This window comes from Aeromonas sp. sia0103, from assembly GCF_963895295.1.
GTDB classification, from domain to species: Bacteria; Pseudomonadota; Gammaproteobacteria; order Enterobacterales; family Aeromonadaceae; genus Aeromonas; species Aeromonas encheleia.
In genome coordinates, this window is sequence record NZ_CAWQKG010000022.1 from 62,147 (window position 1) to 77,578 (window position 15,432).

Genomic DNA, 15,432 nt, shown 5'->3' on the forward strand with positions numbered 1-15,432 from the left:
AAGGCTTAGCGGCTTCGTCAACGATCGATGGCCCGGTAGAGATGATATCCATCCGCATGTATTAATGGAGACGCTGATGGCTTGGAATGAGCCTGGAAACAACGGCAAAGACCGTGACCCTTGGGGGAATAACGGCAAGAATCAGGGACCCCCTGATCTGGATGAAATGCTGCGTAAGGTGAGCCGTCGGTTCGGTGGCCTGTTCGGTGGTGGCAAATCGGGTGGTGGTGATGTAGGCAAGTTTGGCCTCTCCATCGCACTGGTTGTGGCTGTGGTGGTGTGGGTCGTCAGCGGCTTCTACACCATCCGTGAAGCCGAACGCGGGGTGGTACTGCGCTTTGGGGAGTATTCCCATAACGTGGATCCCGGTCTGCGCTGGAAGCCGACCTTCATCGATCGGGTGATCCCGGTGGACGTCGAGTCTGTACGCTCCCTGCCGGCCTCCGGCTTCATGTTGACCCAGGATGAGAACGTGGTCCGGGTCGAGATGGACGTGCAGTATCGCGTGGTCGATCCGGAGCAGTATCTGTTCAGCGTCACCAATGCCGACGAGAGTCTGAGCCAGGCCACCGACAGCGCCCTGCGCTACGTGGTGGGTCACACCAAGATGGATGACGTCCTGACCACGGGTCGGGAAAAAGTCCGTCAGGAGACCTGGCAGGTGATCGATGGCATCATCGAGCCCTACCAGATGGGTCTGCAGATCGTCGACGTCAACTTCCTGCCGGCTCGTCCGCCAGAAGAAGTGAAGGACGCCTTCGATGACGCCATCTCCGCCCAGGAAGATGAGCAGCGCTTCATTCGTGAAGCGGAAGCCTATGCCCGTGAAGTGGAGCCAAAGGCCCGCGGCTCGGTCAAGCGTCTGGAACAGGAAGCCGAAGGCTACAAGTCCCAGATCGTGCTGAAGGCCAAGGGTGAGGTCGCCCGCTTCAACGAGCTGCTGCCCCAGTATCAGTCTGCCCCCGAGCTGACTCGCGAGCGTATCTACCTGGAAACCATGGAAGAGCTCTATCAGCAAGCCAACAAGGTGCTGGTCGACATGCCTGCTGGCAACAACAGCATGATCTACCTGCCGCTCGACAAGCTGTCTGGCAAGGCGAATGCCGTGCAACCGGCACGTCCGGCGGGCACACCTGCGGTGGAGCCGGCCCAGCCGTCCAACGAAGGGGCTAATTCCACCCCGACGCCGCTGCGTGGCGGTGACCGTTTCAGCACAGGGAGAAACTAATAGATGAAAAAAATAGCTATTGGTGTCATCGCTGTGGCCGCCATGGTCTGCTTCTCTTCCGTCTTCATCGTCGATGAAGGGCAGAAAGGGATAGTCGTGCAGTTTGGCAAGGTGAAGCGGGTTGACTCTGGTGAGCCCCGCCTCTTCGAGCCGGGTCTGCACTTCAAGGTGCCGGTGATTGACCAGGTTCGCAAGATGGATGCTCGCATCCAGACTCTGGAAGGTCAGGCGGATCGCTTCGTCACCTCGGAGAAGAAAGACCTCATCATCGACTCCTACGTGAAGTGGAAGATCGAGGACTTCTCCAAGTACTATCTGGCAACAGGTGGTGGCAACAAGATCCAGGCCGAAGACCTGCTCAAGCGCAAGATCAACAACGGTCTGCGTTCCGAGATCGGTAACCGCACCATCAAGGACATCGTCTCCGGTGAGCGCAGTACCGTGATGGAAGATGCCCTGATGAAGATGGCGCGCTCCTCCGAGCTCGGTATCAAGGTGGTGGATGTGCGGATCAAGCAGATCAACCTGCCGGTGGAAGTCTCCAGCTCCATCTATCAGCGGATGCGTGCCGAACGGACCGCCGTTGCCCGTGAGCATCGCTCCCAGGGCCGCGAGCAGGCCGAGATCCTGCGTGCCGACATCGACCGCAAGGTGACCGTCATGATCGCAGACGCCGAGCGTAACGCGCGTCAGCTGCGTGGTGAAGGGGATGCCGAGGCCGCCAAGATCTATGCCGACAGCTACAAGAAAGACCCCGAGTTTTTCAGCTTCGTGCGTAGCATGGAGGCCTATCGCAAGAGCTTCGCCGGTGGCAACGACCTGATGGTCCTGAAGCCGGACAGCGAGTTCTTCCGCTACCTCAAGTCGCCTCACGGCACCAAAGAGTAAGACCAGAGGGCCTGAGCATTCAGGCCCTTTCGCATTATGGCGCCAAGCCACCTGCCGAGCGGGTGGCTTTTTTTGTGCAAGGAGAGAGGATGCTGACATCCATGCTGATGGGATTGGGGCTGCTGCTGCTGTTTGAAGGGCTGGGCCCCTTGCTGATGCCGAGGGCCTGGCAACAGATGCTGCGCCTGCTCGGCGATCAGCCGCCGGAGCAGCTGCGCCGCATCGGTGGCTGCCTGGTGGTGGCGGGGGCCGTGATCCTCTGGGCGCTGGCGCATTGAGCCGCCGAAACGGAGGCTGTGCCGAAGCGCAGCGCATAAAAAAGAGGCCGATGGCCTCTCTTTTCATTCGCTGTTGAATGCTGACTCAGGCGCTGCGCTGAACCGCCATCTGGGCCAGGGTGGCCAGCGCCTGCTTGTGCTCTGAATCCGGCAGGATGGCAAGCGCGGCTATGGCCTTGTCGGCCTCTTCCCGGGCGCGCTGGCGGGAATATTCGAGGGCGCCGGTGCTGTCCAGGATGGCCAGGATCCGGTCAAGGTGGTCCATGCCGTTGCGGTGCTCGATGGCATCGCGGATGAGTTGGCGCTCCTCGGGCGAGCCCACCGCCATGGCGCGCAGCAGCGGCAGGGTCGGTTTGCCCTCGGCCAAGTCATCGCCGACGTTCTTGCCCATCTCGTCGCTCTGGGAGCAGTAGTCCATGACGTCATCGATGATCTGGAAGGCGGTGCCCAGGTACTTGCCGTAGTCGGTCATGGCCTGCTCGACGGGCTCTGGCTGATGGGTCAGCACGGCGGCGAGGCGGGTGGCCGCCTCGAACAGCTTGGCGGTCTTGCAGTAGATGACCGTCATGTAGCTCTGTTCCGTGGTGTCCGGATCGTTGCAGTTCATCAGCTGCAACACTTCCCCCTCGGCGATGGTGTTGGTGGCATCCGACAGGATCTCCATCACCCTCAGGTTGGAGAGCTCGCTCATCATCTGGAAGGCGCGGCTGTAGAGGTAGTCGCCGACCAGCACGCTGGCGGCATTGCCAAACAGCGCGTTGGCGGTCTCCCGACCGCGGCGCAGGTCGGATTCATCGACCACGTCGTCGTGCAGCAGGGTAGAGGTGTGAATGAATTCGATGATGGCAGCGAGCTTGAGATGATCCTGACCTTGGTACCCCAGTGCGCGAGCGGCCATCACCGTCAGCATGGGGCGCATCCGTTTCCCGCCTGCACTGACAATGTAGAAACCCAGCTGGTTGATCAGGCTGACATCGGACTGAAGCCTCGCCAAGATCAGTTCATTGACCGCCGTCATGTCGGCGGCACAGAGCGCACGGATAGTCTGTTGGTCCATAAGTCTCGTAACGTGACGGCAGCAATTACTGCGTTTTTAGCAATGGCGGGGATTCTACACGATTTCACAATGGGTTACAGTTAAGCGTTTATTCACGGCGGCAGATATGCGCACAAAATAAACTTTTTGCGAAATTGGCCTTGCCTGAGCAAATCGATTTGCGTAGAATGCCGGCCCATTGTTATAGGTTTTTGCGCGTGTCTGGCCTTGAGCAAAAGACACGCCTTTACGGAGTTAATCAAATGTACGCGGTATTCCAAAGCGGCGGAAAACAACACCGTGTGGCCGAAGGTCAAATCGTTCGTCTGGAAAAGCTGAACGTTGAGACTGGCGCTACCATCGACTTCAACGAAGTTCTGATGGTTGCTGCAGGCGACACTTTTAAAGTAGGTGCTCCTTTCGTTGAAGGTGGCAAGGTTATTGCTGAAGTTGTGGCTCACGGCCGTGGCGAGAAAGTGACTATCGTCAAGTTCCGTCGTCGTAAGCACCATCGCAAGCAAGCGGGCCACCGTCAGTGGTTCACTGAAGTCAAAATCACTGGCATCAGCGCTTAATTCGAGAGGAATCTGAAAAATGGCACATAAAAAAGCTGGCGGTTCATCCCGTAACGGTCGCGACTCAGAAGCCAAACGCCTCGGCGTGAAGCGCTTCGGTGGCGAAACTGTACTGGCAGGCAGCATCATCGTTCGTCAGCGTGGCACCAAGTTCCACCCTGGCACCAACGTTGGTCTGGGCACAGATCACACCCTGTTCGCGAAAGCGACTGGCAAGATCCTGTTCGAAGTTAAAGGTCCGCTGAATCGTAAGTACGTTAGCATCGTTGCTGAGTAATTACGGACCGCAAGGATCCGAAGCCCCGCCAACAGGCGGGGCTTTTGTTTTTCTGAAGAGTTTGACGAAAAAACGGCACGCTGATGAGCCGGCGTTGACAGGCCTTATCGCCTAGATGCGTCTCGCCCCCAGGGGTCTGTACCACTATAATTGCGTATCGGTTTTTCGAATTAAGGGTGACGGTTACCTATGAAGTTTGTTGATGAAGTCCAGATTCGAGTCGATGCCGGTGACGGTGGTAACGGTTGTGTGAGCTTTCGTCGGGAATTGTACATTCCCAACGGTGGGCCGGATGGCGGTGACGGTGGTGACGGCGGTGACGTCTATCTGGTTGCCGACGAAAACCTGAATACCCTGATCGACTACCGTTTCGAGCGTTTCCACGCCGCCGAGCGCGGTGAGAACGGTCGAGGTTCCAACTGTACCGGTCGTCGCGGCAAGGACAGGGTCCTGAAGGTACCGGTTGGTACCCGTGCCAGTGATGAAGATACCGGTGAACTGCTGGGGGATCTGACCAGTCACGGCCAGAAGCTGCTGGTCGCCAAGGGCGGTTTCCACGGTCTCGGCAACACCCGTTTCAAGAGCTCGGTCAACCGTACGCCCTATCAGAAGAGCAGCGGTACGCCGGGTGAAGTGCGCACCCTGAAGCTGGAGCTGCTGCTGCTGGCCGACGTCGGAATGCTGGGTCTGCCCAACGCGGGCAAGTCTACCTTCATCCGCGCCGTGTCTGCCGCCCGTCCAAAAGTGGCCGATTACCCCTTCACCACCCTGGTACCCAACCTGGGTGTAGTGCGTGGTGAGAACTCCCGCTCCTTCGTGATCGCCGATATTCCGGGTCTGATCGAGGGTGCCGCCGAGGGTGCCGGTCTGGGTATTCGCTTCCTGAAGCACCTGGAACGCTGCCGTGTGCTGCTCCACCTGGTGGATATCTGCCCGGTCGATGACTCGGATCCTGCCGAGAATGCCGTCACCATAGTCCGCGAGCTGGAGAAATACAGCCCGGAACTCGCGGCCAAGCCGCGCTGGCTGGTGTTCAACAAGATGGATCTGATCCTGGAAGAAGATGCGGTTGAGGTGATGGAGCGGGTCAAGACCGCGCTGGCCTACGAAGGTCCTGTCTACCAGATCACCGCCATCAGCAAGGAAGGCACCAAGAAGGTGTGCTACGACATCCTGGATCTGCTGGATACCATGCCCCGTCAGCTGGAAGCCGACGCCAAGGCCGCCATCGAGAAGGTCGAGTTCAAGTGGGACGACTACCACAAGAACCAGCTGGCCCAGGCCGAGGCGGACGCCCTGGCAGCCTCTATGGCCTTTGATGATGGCCTGGAAGACGATGACGATCTGGACGATGAAGACGACGACGGCGTCGAAGTCATCTACGTCCGCGACTGATCTTCATCTGCTTCGCTGAGAAACCGGTGCCTGGCAACAGGCGCCGGTTTTTTTATGGGAGGATCGACCGGATCACTCTATAGATATATTTCTCATGCCACTTATTGCCTGCCAACCGCAACTGATTATACTGCGCACCTGAACTTAACCTGTATGAAACAATATGCTAACCAATTGAATTGAATTGATATGCATGTCTGTTTCTGGTTGTTCTTATGGACGGTTTGCCTGATAAAATACTTATGCTTGAAATAATCCATTTAAAGCTTGTTTGTGCATTTTTTTGGGTTATTCTTGCGCCCGTTTGCCGGGCGAGGGCATGAATATGCAGGTGGCCTGGCTGAAGGAAAAGTAACATTAAGGCTGTAGATCATGTTGGAAAAGACCCTGCAGGCACCGGCGATCCATACCCGCCGCAACGTGCTGATGTTCCTGGTCCCGTCACTCATCGGGATCCTGCTGTTTATGACCCCCGTCATCTATGACGGCAATGTCACCATCCCCGTCGCCGTGCTGGCGAAGCTGGTGCAGACGGTGTTCGCCGATCATCTGGTGGCCATGGTCAGTGGCATCATTACCACCACCATGCTGATGACCCTGGTCACCTGGCTGTTCAAGCCGGCGATCCTGGTGAGGCGCCCCTTCCTCAACAGCCTGTTCAACGTCTCCCCCTTCTGGGCCTGCGTACGGGTGCTCGGCGGCGTCTTCGTGCTGCTGACCTTCTTCGAGGCCGGTCCCGAGGTGCTGCGCTCCGGGGCGACCGGTGGCCTGGTGCTGCACGATCTGCTGCCGGTGCTGTTCTCGGTGTTTATCTTCGCCGGCCTGTTGTTGCCGCTGCTGTTGGACTTCGGCCTGCTGGAGTTTGTCGGCACCATGATGACCCGCATCATGCGCCCGGTGTTCCGCCTGCCGGGGCGCTCTGCGGTGGATTGCTTCGCCTCCTGGCTGGGGGACGGCAGCGTCGGCATCCTGCTGACCAGCAAGCAGTATGAAGGCAAGTTCTACACCCAGCGTGAAGCCGCCGTCATCGGCACCACCTTCTCCGCGGTCTCCATCACCTTCTGTCTGGTGGTGATCTCCCAGGTGAAGCTGGAGCACATGTTCGTGCCCTTCTACCTGACCGTCTGCCTGGCCGGCGTGGTGGCCGCCGTCGTGGTGCCGCGCCTGCCCCCGCTCTCCTGGAAGAAGGATGTCTATAGCGACGGCACTCCTCTGTGCCGCAAGCAGGAGGCGATTCCCCATCAGCACAGCGTGCTGAGCTATGGCTATCAGCGCGCGCTGACCAAGGCCGACAGCATGACGGATCTCGGCGCCGTGGCGCGGGAGGGGGTGAAGAATGCGCTGGACATGGTGTTTGGCGTACTGCCGGTGGTGATGGCGATCGGGACCTGTGCCCTGATGCTGGCCGAGCATACCCCGGTCTTCAACTGGCTGGGGGCCCCCTTCGTCCCCTTGCTGGAGCTGCTGCAACTGCCGGAGGCCGAGGCGGCCTCCAAGACCATCATGGTCGGCTTTGCCGACATGTTTATCCCGGCGGTGCTGGCCTCGACCATAGAGAGCGACATCACCCGCTTCGTGATCGCCGCCATGTCGGTCACCCAGCTCATCTATATGTCGGAAGTGGGCGCCCTGCTGCTGGGCAGCAAGATCCCGGTCAAGCTGTGGGAGTTGTTCGTCATCTTCCTGCTGCGCACCCTGGTCACCCTGCCGGTGATCGCCGGGGTGGCGCATCTGCTGTTCTAAGCCCCGCTTAGGCGATAAAACGGTCAACCTCGGTTGGCCGTTTTTTATGGGCGCTGATTAGGCCGGCTCCACCAGCAGGCTCTGGCTATTGACCTCATCCAGCTGTTCCGGTGCCAGGAAACGCTCGGCGTAGTCCCGCCAGATGCCGCTGTCGACAAACAGGGTAAACAGGGCGGGATCTATGTGTTGATCCTGTGCCATGTGCCGCATGATGGCCAAGGACTGGGACACCGTCTTGCCCGACTTATAGGGGCGATCGCTGGCGGTCAGCGCCTCGAAGATGTCGGCGATGGCCATGATGCGGGCGGGGATGCTCATCTGTGCCCCATGAAGCTGACGGGGATAGCCCTTGCCATCCATCCGCTCATGATGACCACCGGCGATCTCAGGCACCTTGCGCAGATGATGAGGGAAGGGGAGCCGCTCCAGCATGCGGATGGTCTGGATGATGTGATCGTTGATCTTGTAGCGCTCCTCCTCGGTGAGGGTGCCGCGACCGATGGCGAGGTTGTAGCGCTCCCCCCGGTTGTAGAGATAGGTGGGGACCTTGACCTTGAATCCCCAGGGGTTGTGCGCCGCAATATTGTCCTGGGTGGGGCGAGGGATGAGGTGGGTGGGCTTGTCGGCCAGCAGCGGCTCGCGGCAGGGCAGCGGCGAGGCCGGTTCGTTCTCATATCGCCTGAGCTCCTCCCGGCTGATGCCGAGCCTGTCATCCAGGGTACGCAACCAGCTGCGACTGGCGATGGCATCGAGCCGCGCCAGCTTCTCCGGCGCCATCCATTCCCCCCCCAGGTTGCACTCGGCGACGAAGGCAAACTCCTGATCCAGGATCGACCAGAGCGGTGCCACCGCTTCCCGGCTCGCCATCCTCTCCTGCTCAGGCAGGCGGGCCGCCAGCGCCTCTATATAGGCATCGCGCTTGAGCACCTCGAAGCGGGTGCGGATCTCGTGGATCCGATCGTAGATCGTCTCCAGCTTGGTGGCCTTGTCGACCACGAACTCCGGCGTGGTGACCTTGCCACAGTCGTGCAGCCAGCTCGCGATATGGATGGCTTCCCACTCCTCTTCGCTGAGTCTGAAGTCGCTGAAGGGGCCCTGCTGCTGGGCACAGGCCGCCTCGGTCAGCATGCGGGTCAGCTCGGGGACGCGCTGGCAGTGGCCACCGGTATAGGGGCTCTTGGCATCGATGGCCCCCGCGATCAGCTCGATGAAGGCCTCCAGCAGCTGTTTCTGCTCCTCCAGCAGGCGCTGGTTCTCGATGGCGGAGGCGGACATGCCCGCCAGCGCCTCGATCAGGCTGATGCGCGACGCCAGCTCCTGTGACGAGCAGTTCGGCAGGATCAGCAGCAGACAGCCGATCAGCTCCTGGCGATGGTTGTACAGCGGCTCCGCCAGCAGCTGGCGGGGGCCCGGAAAGGGGCCCCAGTCGGCCAGATATTGCTGCCAGTGGTCTTCATCGAGCGGCAGGCTGAGGCGCTCGGTGTGATAGAGGCCGCCGAGCAGCTCCTCCTGCCAGTGCACCTGTTCGCAGGCCAGGGGCTGTTGCCGCCAGATGGCCTGTACCGCCGTCATGTGCTTGTCCTGCGCCAGGTAGAGACAGCCCCCTTCCGCCTGCGCGGCCGCGACCGTCTCGTGCAAGATGCGATTGAGCAGGGAGTCGAAGCGGCGCTCGGCCGCCAGCGCCCGCCCCATGCTCATGAAATTGCCGAGGGTCTGCCGCATGCCGGACATGGTGCGGGCCAGATCGTCGATCTCGCGGATCGACGAGTCGGGCCACTCGCTCTCGTCAAAGTCGAAGTGCTGGATCCGCTCCGCCTCCCGGGTCAGCGCCAGCAAGGGGGCTGCGGTACGCCGCGCCACCAGCCAGATGACGGGCAGCAGCAACAGCAGGCCGGCCAGGGCCCAGGCAAGGTTGACCAGCGCTTCGTGACGGGCCTGTTGGGTGAGAATGTCTGCCGGCATCAGCAGGGCGATGTAGAAGGGGGAGCCTTCGTCCAGGGAGGAGAGGTTGACCAGCCAGTCGTTGCGATCCTCCGCGGTCAGGGTCAGCTCGGTCGGCCCGTGCAGCAGGGTGGGCTGGGTCGCTATCCGTTGCTGCAACTGGGTCAGTATGGGGTGCTTGAGCACCGACAGCGTGGGCAACCGGCTCAGTTGCTCGAAGCTGGGCAGCCGCTTCGGATCGGTCGCCAGCAGGGTGCCTAATTCGTCGAACAGCACCAGCTGGCAGTGGCTGGGCAGGGGCAGCTCGCCGATGAGGGCGGAGAGCCCCTCCACGCCGGCATCCAGCCCGAGCACAGCCCGGCGATCGTCGCTCTCCACCGCCAGCGTCATGCCCGGCTCCTTGGTGGTGAAGAACAGATAGGGGTGGGTCACTATGATACCCGTGCGCCAGCGCGCCTCCTTGTACCAGTCACGGCTGCGGGGATCGAACCTGTAGTCCGGCATGGGCCGGCGCTCGAGCAGATGCAGCCGCTTGTCGAAATAGAGGAACTCTCCCTGGCCCTGACTCAGGCTCTGCACCAGCAGGTGGCTGGCGGGGGGAGGGCTGTCCAGTAGCGCCTTGGCTCTGTTGGTCAGCTTGCGCACCAGGAAGAAGTCACCGTCATCGTAACCGGCATAGATGGCGCCATAGCTGGCGCTGTTGGCCAGCACCTCGGCCAGTTGGGGCAGGTAGCTGAGGCGAGCGTCCAGGCTGGTCATCGCGGCCAGCTGGCCGCTGCGCAGCAGGCTCAATGACATGCGGGCCGGGCGCTGGTTCAGCTTGAGGGCCAGTGCCAGCTGTTCCCGATACTGCAGGAAGCTCTGGCGCTCGTGTTCCAGTCCCTGCTGCATGCCCTGTTGAAACTGCAGCAGGATGAGGGCGCCCCCCAGCACGGAGAACAGCAGAATGAAGAGCGTGGCGATGTGTACGTAAAAGGGTCTACGGCTGAGGCTAGCTTTTGTCATGGACGCATCCTTGTCCCACGGGCGATCGCCGTGATGATTCCCTCTCAGTGTGCTCACAGGGCGACAAAAAGCACAATTATCCGGTCGGGATTATTAGCGAGTCAAAACAGGGCTCCTTAAGGAGCTTTATTCGCTAGGGCTGAATGGCCAAGGCGGTGTCCTGGATGATGGGGTATCGAGTGTGCCATTCAGGTATCTCATGCTACATTGCCCCCCAGGTTATTGAATTGTGAAGCAATGGAGTGTCCCATGTCCGCCATCCCCTATTCCGTCCTCGATCTGGTGCCCGTCCCCGAAGGGTCTGTACCGGCCGAGTCGTTTCGCCGCTCGCTGGATCTGGCCCAACACGCCGAGCGGTGGGGTTATCACCGCTACTGGCTGGCGGAACACCACAACATGCCGGGTATCGCCAGTGCCGCCACCTCGGTGCTGATAGGTCATCTGGCTGGCGGCACCAGCACCCTGCGGCTGGGTTCCGGCGGCATCATGCTGCCGAATCACTCCCCCCTGGTGATCGCCGAGCAGTTTGGCACCCTGGCCTCGCTCTATCCGGATCGGATCGATCTGGGGTTGGGGCGGGCGCCCGGTACCGATCAGCGCACCATGCAGGCACTGCGTCGGCAACGCAGCGGCGAGGTGGATGATTTTCCCGCCGATGTGCGCGAGCTGATGCGCTATTTCGGCGATCAGCCGGGAGCCGTGCAGGCCGTGCCTGGACAGGGACTGGAGGTGCCCGTCTGGTTGCTGGGCTCCAGCCTCTACAGCGCCCAGCTGGCGGCGGCCATGGGGTTGCCGTTTGGTTTCGCCTCCCACTTCGCGCCCGGCTTGCTGTTGCAGGCGCTGGCGCTCTATCGCAGTCAGTATCAGCCTTCAGCCCGCTGGCCCAAGCCCTATGCCGTGGTGTGCATCAACATGGTGGCGGCCGACACCGAGCGGGAGGCCCGCTTCCTGTTTACTACTGTGCAGCAGCAGTTCCTGCGGCTCTATCGGGGGGATGCGGGCAAGTTGCCGCTGCCGGTGCAGGAGCTGGGGGAGGAGTGGTCGGCGCGGGAGCTGATGGCGATGGAGCAGACCCTGGCCCGCTCCCTGGTGGGAGATCGAGACAGAGTCCGCCATGGCTTGCAGGCGCTGCTGGCCGAGACCGGGGCTGACGAGCTGATGTTCAACGGCCCCATCGTCGATCATGAGGCGCGGCTGCGCTCGTTCGAGATTGCGGCCGAGCTGATGCAAAGCCTGTGAGTCCTGGCTGCTCGGTGCATCATCGGCAGCGAGCTGTCCCTTAGCCCTGCCGGGACGGCAGCAGCAGGTTTGGATGCCGCCCTACCGATCAGGCCCCTGATGATGTTTTGCTGTTAATGCATTGATATTTAAGGAAAGTCAGGTTGATGTCAGGCCTTTGTCGTGTTGCCTTCATCCGCTCGGCCCTATGCTGGCCCTGTCCATAACCACGAGGAGCCGATGATGATAGTCAGGAAATTGAGATTGCAGCGAGGCTGGTCCCAGGAGCAGTTGGCTACCCTGTCTGGTCTGAGTGTGCGCACCATACAGCGGATCGAACAGGGGCAACCACCCGGACTGGAATCCCTCAAGGCCCTGGCCTCCGTCTTTGAGCTCGATGTGACTCAACTGCAGGAGAGCGAGATGAAAGGAAATGAGATCGACAGTCAGGGGACTGTGCATGTGGCCAGGGATGAGCGGGAGGCGATGAAGTTCGTCGAGGGGCTCAAAGGCTTCTACGGCCACCTCATCAGCTATGTGCTGGTGATCGGCGGGCTCTTCGTCATCAACTACCTGAGCAACCCGGATTACATCTGGGCCTGGTGGCCCATGCTGGGCTGGGGGTTGGGCCTGATGTCCCATGCCATCAACCTGTTCCAGCCGTTCAAGCTGTTCGGACCGGAGTGGGAGCGGCGTCAGGTCGAGAAACGGCTGGGCCGCAAGCTGTGATCTGACAGGCACCACATAAAAAACGGGCCCGGCAATATGCCGGGCCCGTCGCATTATCGATACCGCCGCTCAGCTGGCATGGGTCGGGCAGGGGGTCGCTATCAGGGCATCGTCCTCGTAGCGCCACAGGGTGAGGCTATTGCCCCACACGCAGCCGGTATCCAGCGCCTTGATATCGGCCTTGCCGGTCGCGCCCATCAGTGCCGCCCAGTGGCCGAACACCAGTATGGGGTCATCCACATGGTGCTCGCGCTGCTCGAACCAGGGGCGCAGGCCTGGAGTGGACTCCGTGGGCCCCTTCTTGCACTTGAACTCGAGCCGGCCGTCAAAGTAGCAGAAGCGCATGCGGGTGAAGCTGTTGATGATGTAGCGGTAACGCTCTATCCCCACCAGATCATCCTGCCAGCTGTCCGGTTGATCGCCGTACATGTTGTGCAGCAGCCACTGGTATTGATCGCCGCGCAGCAGGCTCTCCACCTCACGGGCACAGTTGCGGGCGGTGCGGGCGTCCCAGGCGGGGGAGAGGCCGGCGTGCACCATCATGATGGGCAGCTCCGGGTGTTCCGCCAGCAGGGGGCGCTGGCGCAACCACTCCAGCAGATCGTCCCGATCCGGGGCCTCCATCAGGGCCTGCAGCTTGTCTTTCTTCTTGAGCGGTGCGACCCCGTTGGCGACTGCCAGCAGGTGCAGGTCATGGTTGCCGAGCACGGTGACGGCACGTTGCCCCAGCGACTTGACGAAACGCAGGGTGTTGAGAGAGTCCGGGCCACGGGCGACCAGATCGCCGCACAGCCAGAGCATGTCCTTGTCGGAGTCGAATTCGGCAAGATCCAGCAGACGGCGCAGATCGTCGTAACAGCCCTGGACATCACCGACGAAACAGTTCGCCATGAAACCTCAGTTAATTATGTGGGGAACGGCCAGCGTGAAGGGGGCGATGGGGGCCTCGAACTGCTGCCCCGACTCGTCTTGCAGGGTATAGCTACCCTCCATCACGCCGAGCGGAGTGGCGAGGGGAACGCCACTCTGATAGCTGAAGGTCTCACCGGGGGCGATGAAGGGCTGCTCACCCACGACCCCGGGGCCTTCCACTTCCAGCATCTTGCCATTGGCGTCGGTGATGAGCCAGCGCCGATGCAGCAGCTGCACCGTACCCGGCCCCAGATTCTCTATCTCGATGAGATAGAGAAAATGGTAGGGATCCTGGGTGCCGGCCACATAGCTGGGGTGCGGACGGATCACTATCCGGGACGATGCCATGGGATCAGGCCTGCTGCTGGTCGGCCAGCCAGTTGGCGATCATGACAAACTGCGCGAGGGAGAGATTCTCCGGGCGCAGGCTGCCATCGATGCCAAGCTCGGTCAGCTGAGCGTCAGTGATGAAGTTGGAGAAGCTGTTGCGAATGGTCTTGCGGCGCTGGCCGAAGCCCTCGGTACAGACGCGGCTCAGGCAGCGCAGATCCTTCGCGACTATGGTCGGGTTCTGGTGGGGCACCAGTCGCACCACGGCCGAATCCACCTTGGGGGCCGGCTTGAAGGCGCCAGGGCCCACTTCCAGCACCGGGATCACCTGGCAGTAGTACTGGACCATGACGCTCAGGCGGCCATAGGCCTTGCTGCCAGGGCCAGCACACATCCGCAATACCACTTCTTTTTGCAGCATGAAGTGCATGTCTGCGACCCGGTCGGCAAACTCGCACAGGTGGAAGATCAGCGGGGTGGAGATGTTGTAGGGCAGGTTGCCGAAGATGCGCAGCGGCCCCTTGCCTTCTCCCATCAGGGTGCCGAAGTCGAAGCGCATGGCATCGGCCTCGATCACCGTCAGTTTGTCTTTGAGGGTGGGGTGCTCGCGCAGGCGTGCGGCGAGATCCCGGTCCAGTTCGACCACCGTCATCTTGTCCATCTGGGATGCGACCGGCTCGGTCAGCGCGGCCAGACCCGGCCCGATCTCCACCAGGTTCTGACCCGGTTGCGGGTTGATGGCGGCCACTATCTGATCGATCACATAACGGTCGTGCAAGAAGTTCTGACCGAAACGCTTACGGGCCGTGTGGCCCATGTGCACCTTGTTGCTCTGCACCTTACTGCTCATAGCTTTTTTTCTCTACCATCTGAATGGCGTGGTTAATCGCGGTGATCAGGCTCCCCGAGTCCGCCAGGCCTTTGCCTGCCAGATCCAGCGCGGTGCCGTGATCCACCGAAGTGCGGATGAATGGGAGTCCAAGGGTGATATTGACCGAACTGCCGAAGCCCTTGTATTTGAGCACGGGCAGCCCCTGGTCGTGGTACATGGCGAGTACCGCATCCGCATCCTTGAGGTATTTGTCCTGGAACAGGGTATCGGCCGGCAACGGGCCGACCAGATCGATCCCCTCCTGGCGCAAGCCAGCCAGGGCGGGTTCGATCACCTCGATCTCTTCCCGACCGAGATGGCCCCTTTCCCCGGCATGGGGATTGAGGCCACAGACGTAAATACGGGGCTGCTGAATGCCAAACTTGGTCCTGAGATCCGCATCCAGGATGCGGATCACCTTGCCGAGGCGGTCCTCGGTGATGGCCCCGGCCACATAGGCGAGCGGGATATGGGTGGTCGCCAGCGCCACCCGCAGCCCCTCTGTCGCCAGCAGCATCACCACGTCGGCGGTGCCTGACTGCTGGGCGAAGAATTCGGTGTGGCCGCTGAACGAGACGCCGGCCTGGTTGATGATCCCCTTGTGCACCGGGCCGGTCACCACGGCGGCAAACTCGCCGCTCAGGTTGCCGTCACAGGCCCGTTGCAGGGTGGCCAGCACATAGGCGCCGTTGTCCTCATCCAGCTCACCCGGCACCACGGGGGCGCCGAGTTCGACTGGGCAGAGGGTCAGGGTGCCGGCCCGCTGCGGGTGGGCAGGGGCGCTGGCATCATAGGGTTCCAGCACTATGGGCAGCCCCAGCAGGGCGGCCCGCGCCAGCAGCAGGGCGGGATCGGCGATCACCACCAGCTGATGGGGCCAATCCCGCTGGGCTATCTGCAGCACCAGATCCGGACCTATGCCCGCCGGTTCACCCGGCGTGATGGCGAGACGACGACAGCTCATCTGCTTTTGGACTCGATCTGGATGCTGGCTGTTCATCTGCTC

The 15,432-nt window shown here is 61.2% G+C and carries 15 protein-coding genes; 9 read left to right on the forward strand and 6 right to left on the reverse strand.

Annotated elements, in window-relative coordinates; genetic code table 11:
* Positions 1 to 76 precede the first annotated feature (76 nt).
* From hflK to AACW18_RS08745, 3 genes are all read left to right on the forward strand, one after another.
* Positions 77 to 1,228: an FtsH protease activity modulator HflK gene (gene hflK, locus AACW18_RS08735; protein WP_042654328.1), complete on the forward strand. Its 1,152-nt coding sequence runs from the start codon at positions 77 to 79 to the stop codon at positions 1,226 to 1,228.
* A gap of 3 nt (positions 1,229 to 1,231) precedes the next feature.
* Positions 1,232 to 2,116, forward strand: a complete 885-nt coding sequence (gene hflC / locus AACW18_RS08740; RefSeq protein ID WP_042654247.1) for a protease modulator HflC — start codon at positions 1,232 to 1,234, stop codon at positions 2,114 to 2,116.
* Positions 2,117 to 2,205: 89 nt separating this feature from the next.
* Positions 2,206 to 2,394, forward strand: coding sequence for a DUF2065 domain-containing protein (locus AACW18_RS08745; RefSeq protein WP_218388404.1), 189 nt, complete (start codon positions 2,206 to 2,208; stop codon positions 2,392 to 2,394).
* Positions 2,395 to 2,479: 85 nt separating this feature from the next.
* On the opposite strand, the gene ispB is transcribed toward AACW18_RS08745, so the two are convergent.
* Positions 2,480 to 3,451: an octaprenyl diphosphate synthase gene (gene ispB, locus AACW18_RS08750; protein WP_218388405.1), complete on the reverse strand. Its 972-nt coding sequence runs from the start codon at positions 3,449 to 3,451 to the stop codon at positions 2,480 to 2,482.
* Between the two features lie 242 nt (positions 3,452 to 3,693).
* Between ispB and rplU the strand changes: the two genes are divergently transcribed.
* From rplU to AACW18_RS08770, 4 genes are all read left to right on the forward strand, one after another.
* Positions 3,694 to 4,005, forward strand: coding sequence for a 50S ribosomal protein L21 (rplU, locus tag AACW18_RS08755; protein WP_033130528.1), 312 nt, complete (start codon positions 3,694 to 3,696; stop codon positions 4,003 to 4,005).
* 19 nt (positions 4,006 to 4,024) lie between these two features.
* Complete coding sequence (rpmA, locus tag AACW18_RS08760) at positions 4,025 to 4,282, forward strand: 50S ribosomal protein L27 (RefSeq protein WP_042654244.1); 258 nt, start codon at positions 4,025 to 4,027, stop codon at positions 4,280 to 4,282.
* Positions 4,283 to 4,471: 189 nt separating this feature from the next.
* On the forward strand, positions 4,472 to 5,677 hold the full coding sequence (gene cgtA / locus AACW18_RS08765; protein WP_218291741.1) for an Obg family GTPase CgtA: 1,206 nt from the start codon (positions 4,472 to 4,474) through the stop codon (positions 5,675 to 5,677).
* A 372-nt stretch (positions 5,678 to 6,049) separates the two neighbouring features.
* A complete protein-coding gene (locus tag AACW18_RS08770; RefSeq protein WP_218291742.1) occupies positions 6,050 to 7,420 on the forward strand; it encodes a YjiH family protein in 1,371 nt (456 codons plus the stop codon).
* A gap of 57 nt (positions 7,421 to 7,477) precedes the next feature.
* On the opposite strand, the gene AACW18_RS08775 is transcribed toward AACW18_RS08770, so the two are convergent.
* Positions 7,478 to 10,366, reverse strand: a complete 2,889-nt coding sequence (locus AACW18_RS08775; RefSeq protein WP_256351824.1) for an HD domain-containing phosphohydrolase — start codon at positions 10,364 to 10,366, stop codon at positions 7,478 to 7,480.
* 249 nt (positions 10,367 to 10,615) lie between these two features.
* On the opposite strand from AACW18_RS08775, the gene AACW18_RS08780 reads away from it, so the two are divergent.
* Both AACW18_RS08780 and AACW18_RS08785 read left to right on the forward strand, forming a co-directional pair.
* Positions 10,616 to 11,605 (forward strand): luciferase-like monooxygenase, encoded by a 990-nt coding sequence (locus AACW18_RS08780; RefSeq protein ID WP_218388407.1) that lies wholly within the window; start codon positions 10,616 to 10,618, stop codon positions 11,603 to 11,605.
* A 222-nt stretch (positions 11,606 to 11,827) separates the two neighbouring features.
* Positions 11,828 to 12,313 carry a 2TM domain-containing protein gene (locus AACW18_RS08785; RefSeq protein ID WP_218388408.1) on the forward strand — a complete coding sequence of 162 codons (486 nt, stop codon included), beginning with the start codon at positions 11,828 to 11,830 and terminating at the stop codon, positions 12,311 to 12,313.
* 69 nt (positions 12,314 to 12,382) lie between these two features.
* On the opposite strand, the gene AACW18_RS08790 is transcribed toward AACW18_RS08785, so the two are convergent.
* Genes AACW18_RS08790 through pdxA form a run of 4 tightly spaced genes read right to left on the reverse strand, consistent with a single transcriptional unit; the run spans position 12,383 to position 15,390 of the window.
* Positions 12,383 to 13,204: a symmetrical bis(5'-nucleosyl)-tetraphosphatase gene (locus AACW18_RS08790; RefSeq protein ID WP_218329754.1), complete on the reverse strand. Its 822-nt coding sequence runs from the start codon at positions 13,202 to 13,204 to the stop codon at positions 12,383 to 12,385.
* 6 nt (positions 13,205 to 13,210) lie between these two features.
* Positions 13,211 to 13,573, reverse strand: a complete 363-nt coding sequence (gene apaG / locus AACW18_RS08795; protein WP_218388409.1) for a Co2+/Mg2+ efflux protein ApaG — start codon at positions 13,571 to 13,573, stop codon at positions 13,211 to 13,213.
* Between the two features lie 4 nt (positions 13,574 to 13,577).
* Complete coding sequence (gene rsmA, locus AACW18_RS08800; RefSeq protein WP_042654236.1) at positions 13,578 to 14,405, reverse strand: 16S rRNA (adenine(1518)-N(6)/adenine(1519)-N(6))-dimethyltransferase RsmA; 828 nt, start codon at positions 14,403 to 14,405, stop codon at positions 13,578 to 13,580.
* On the reverse strand, positions 14,395 to 15,390 hold the full coding sequence (pdxA, locus tag AACW18_RS08805; RefSeq protein ID WP_218388410.1) for a 4-hydroxythreonine-4-phosphate dehydrogenase PdxA: 996 nt from the start codon (positions 15,388 to 15,390) through the stop codon (positions 14,395 to 14,397). The genes rsmA and pdxA overlap by 11 nt, the downstream gene beginning before the upstream one ends.
* Between the last annotated feature and the right edge of the window lie 42 nt (positions 15,391 to 15,432).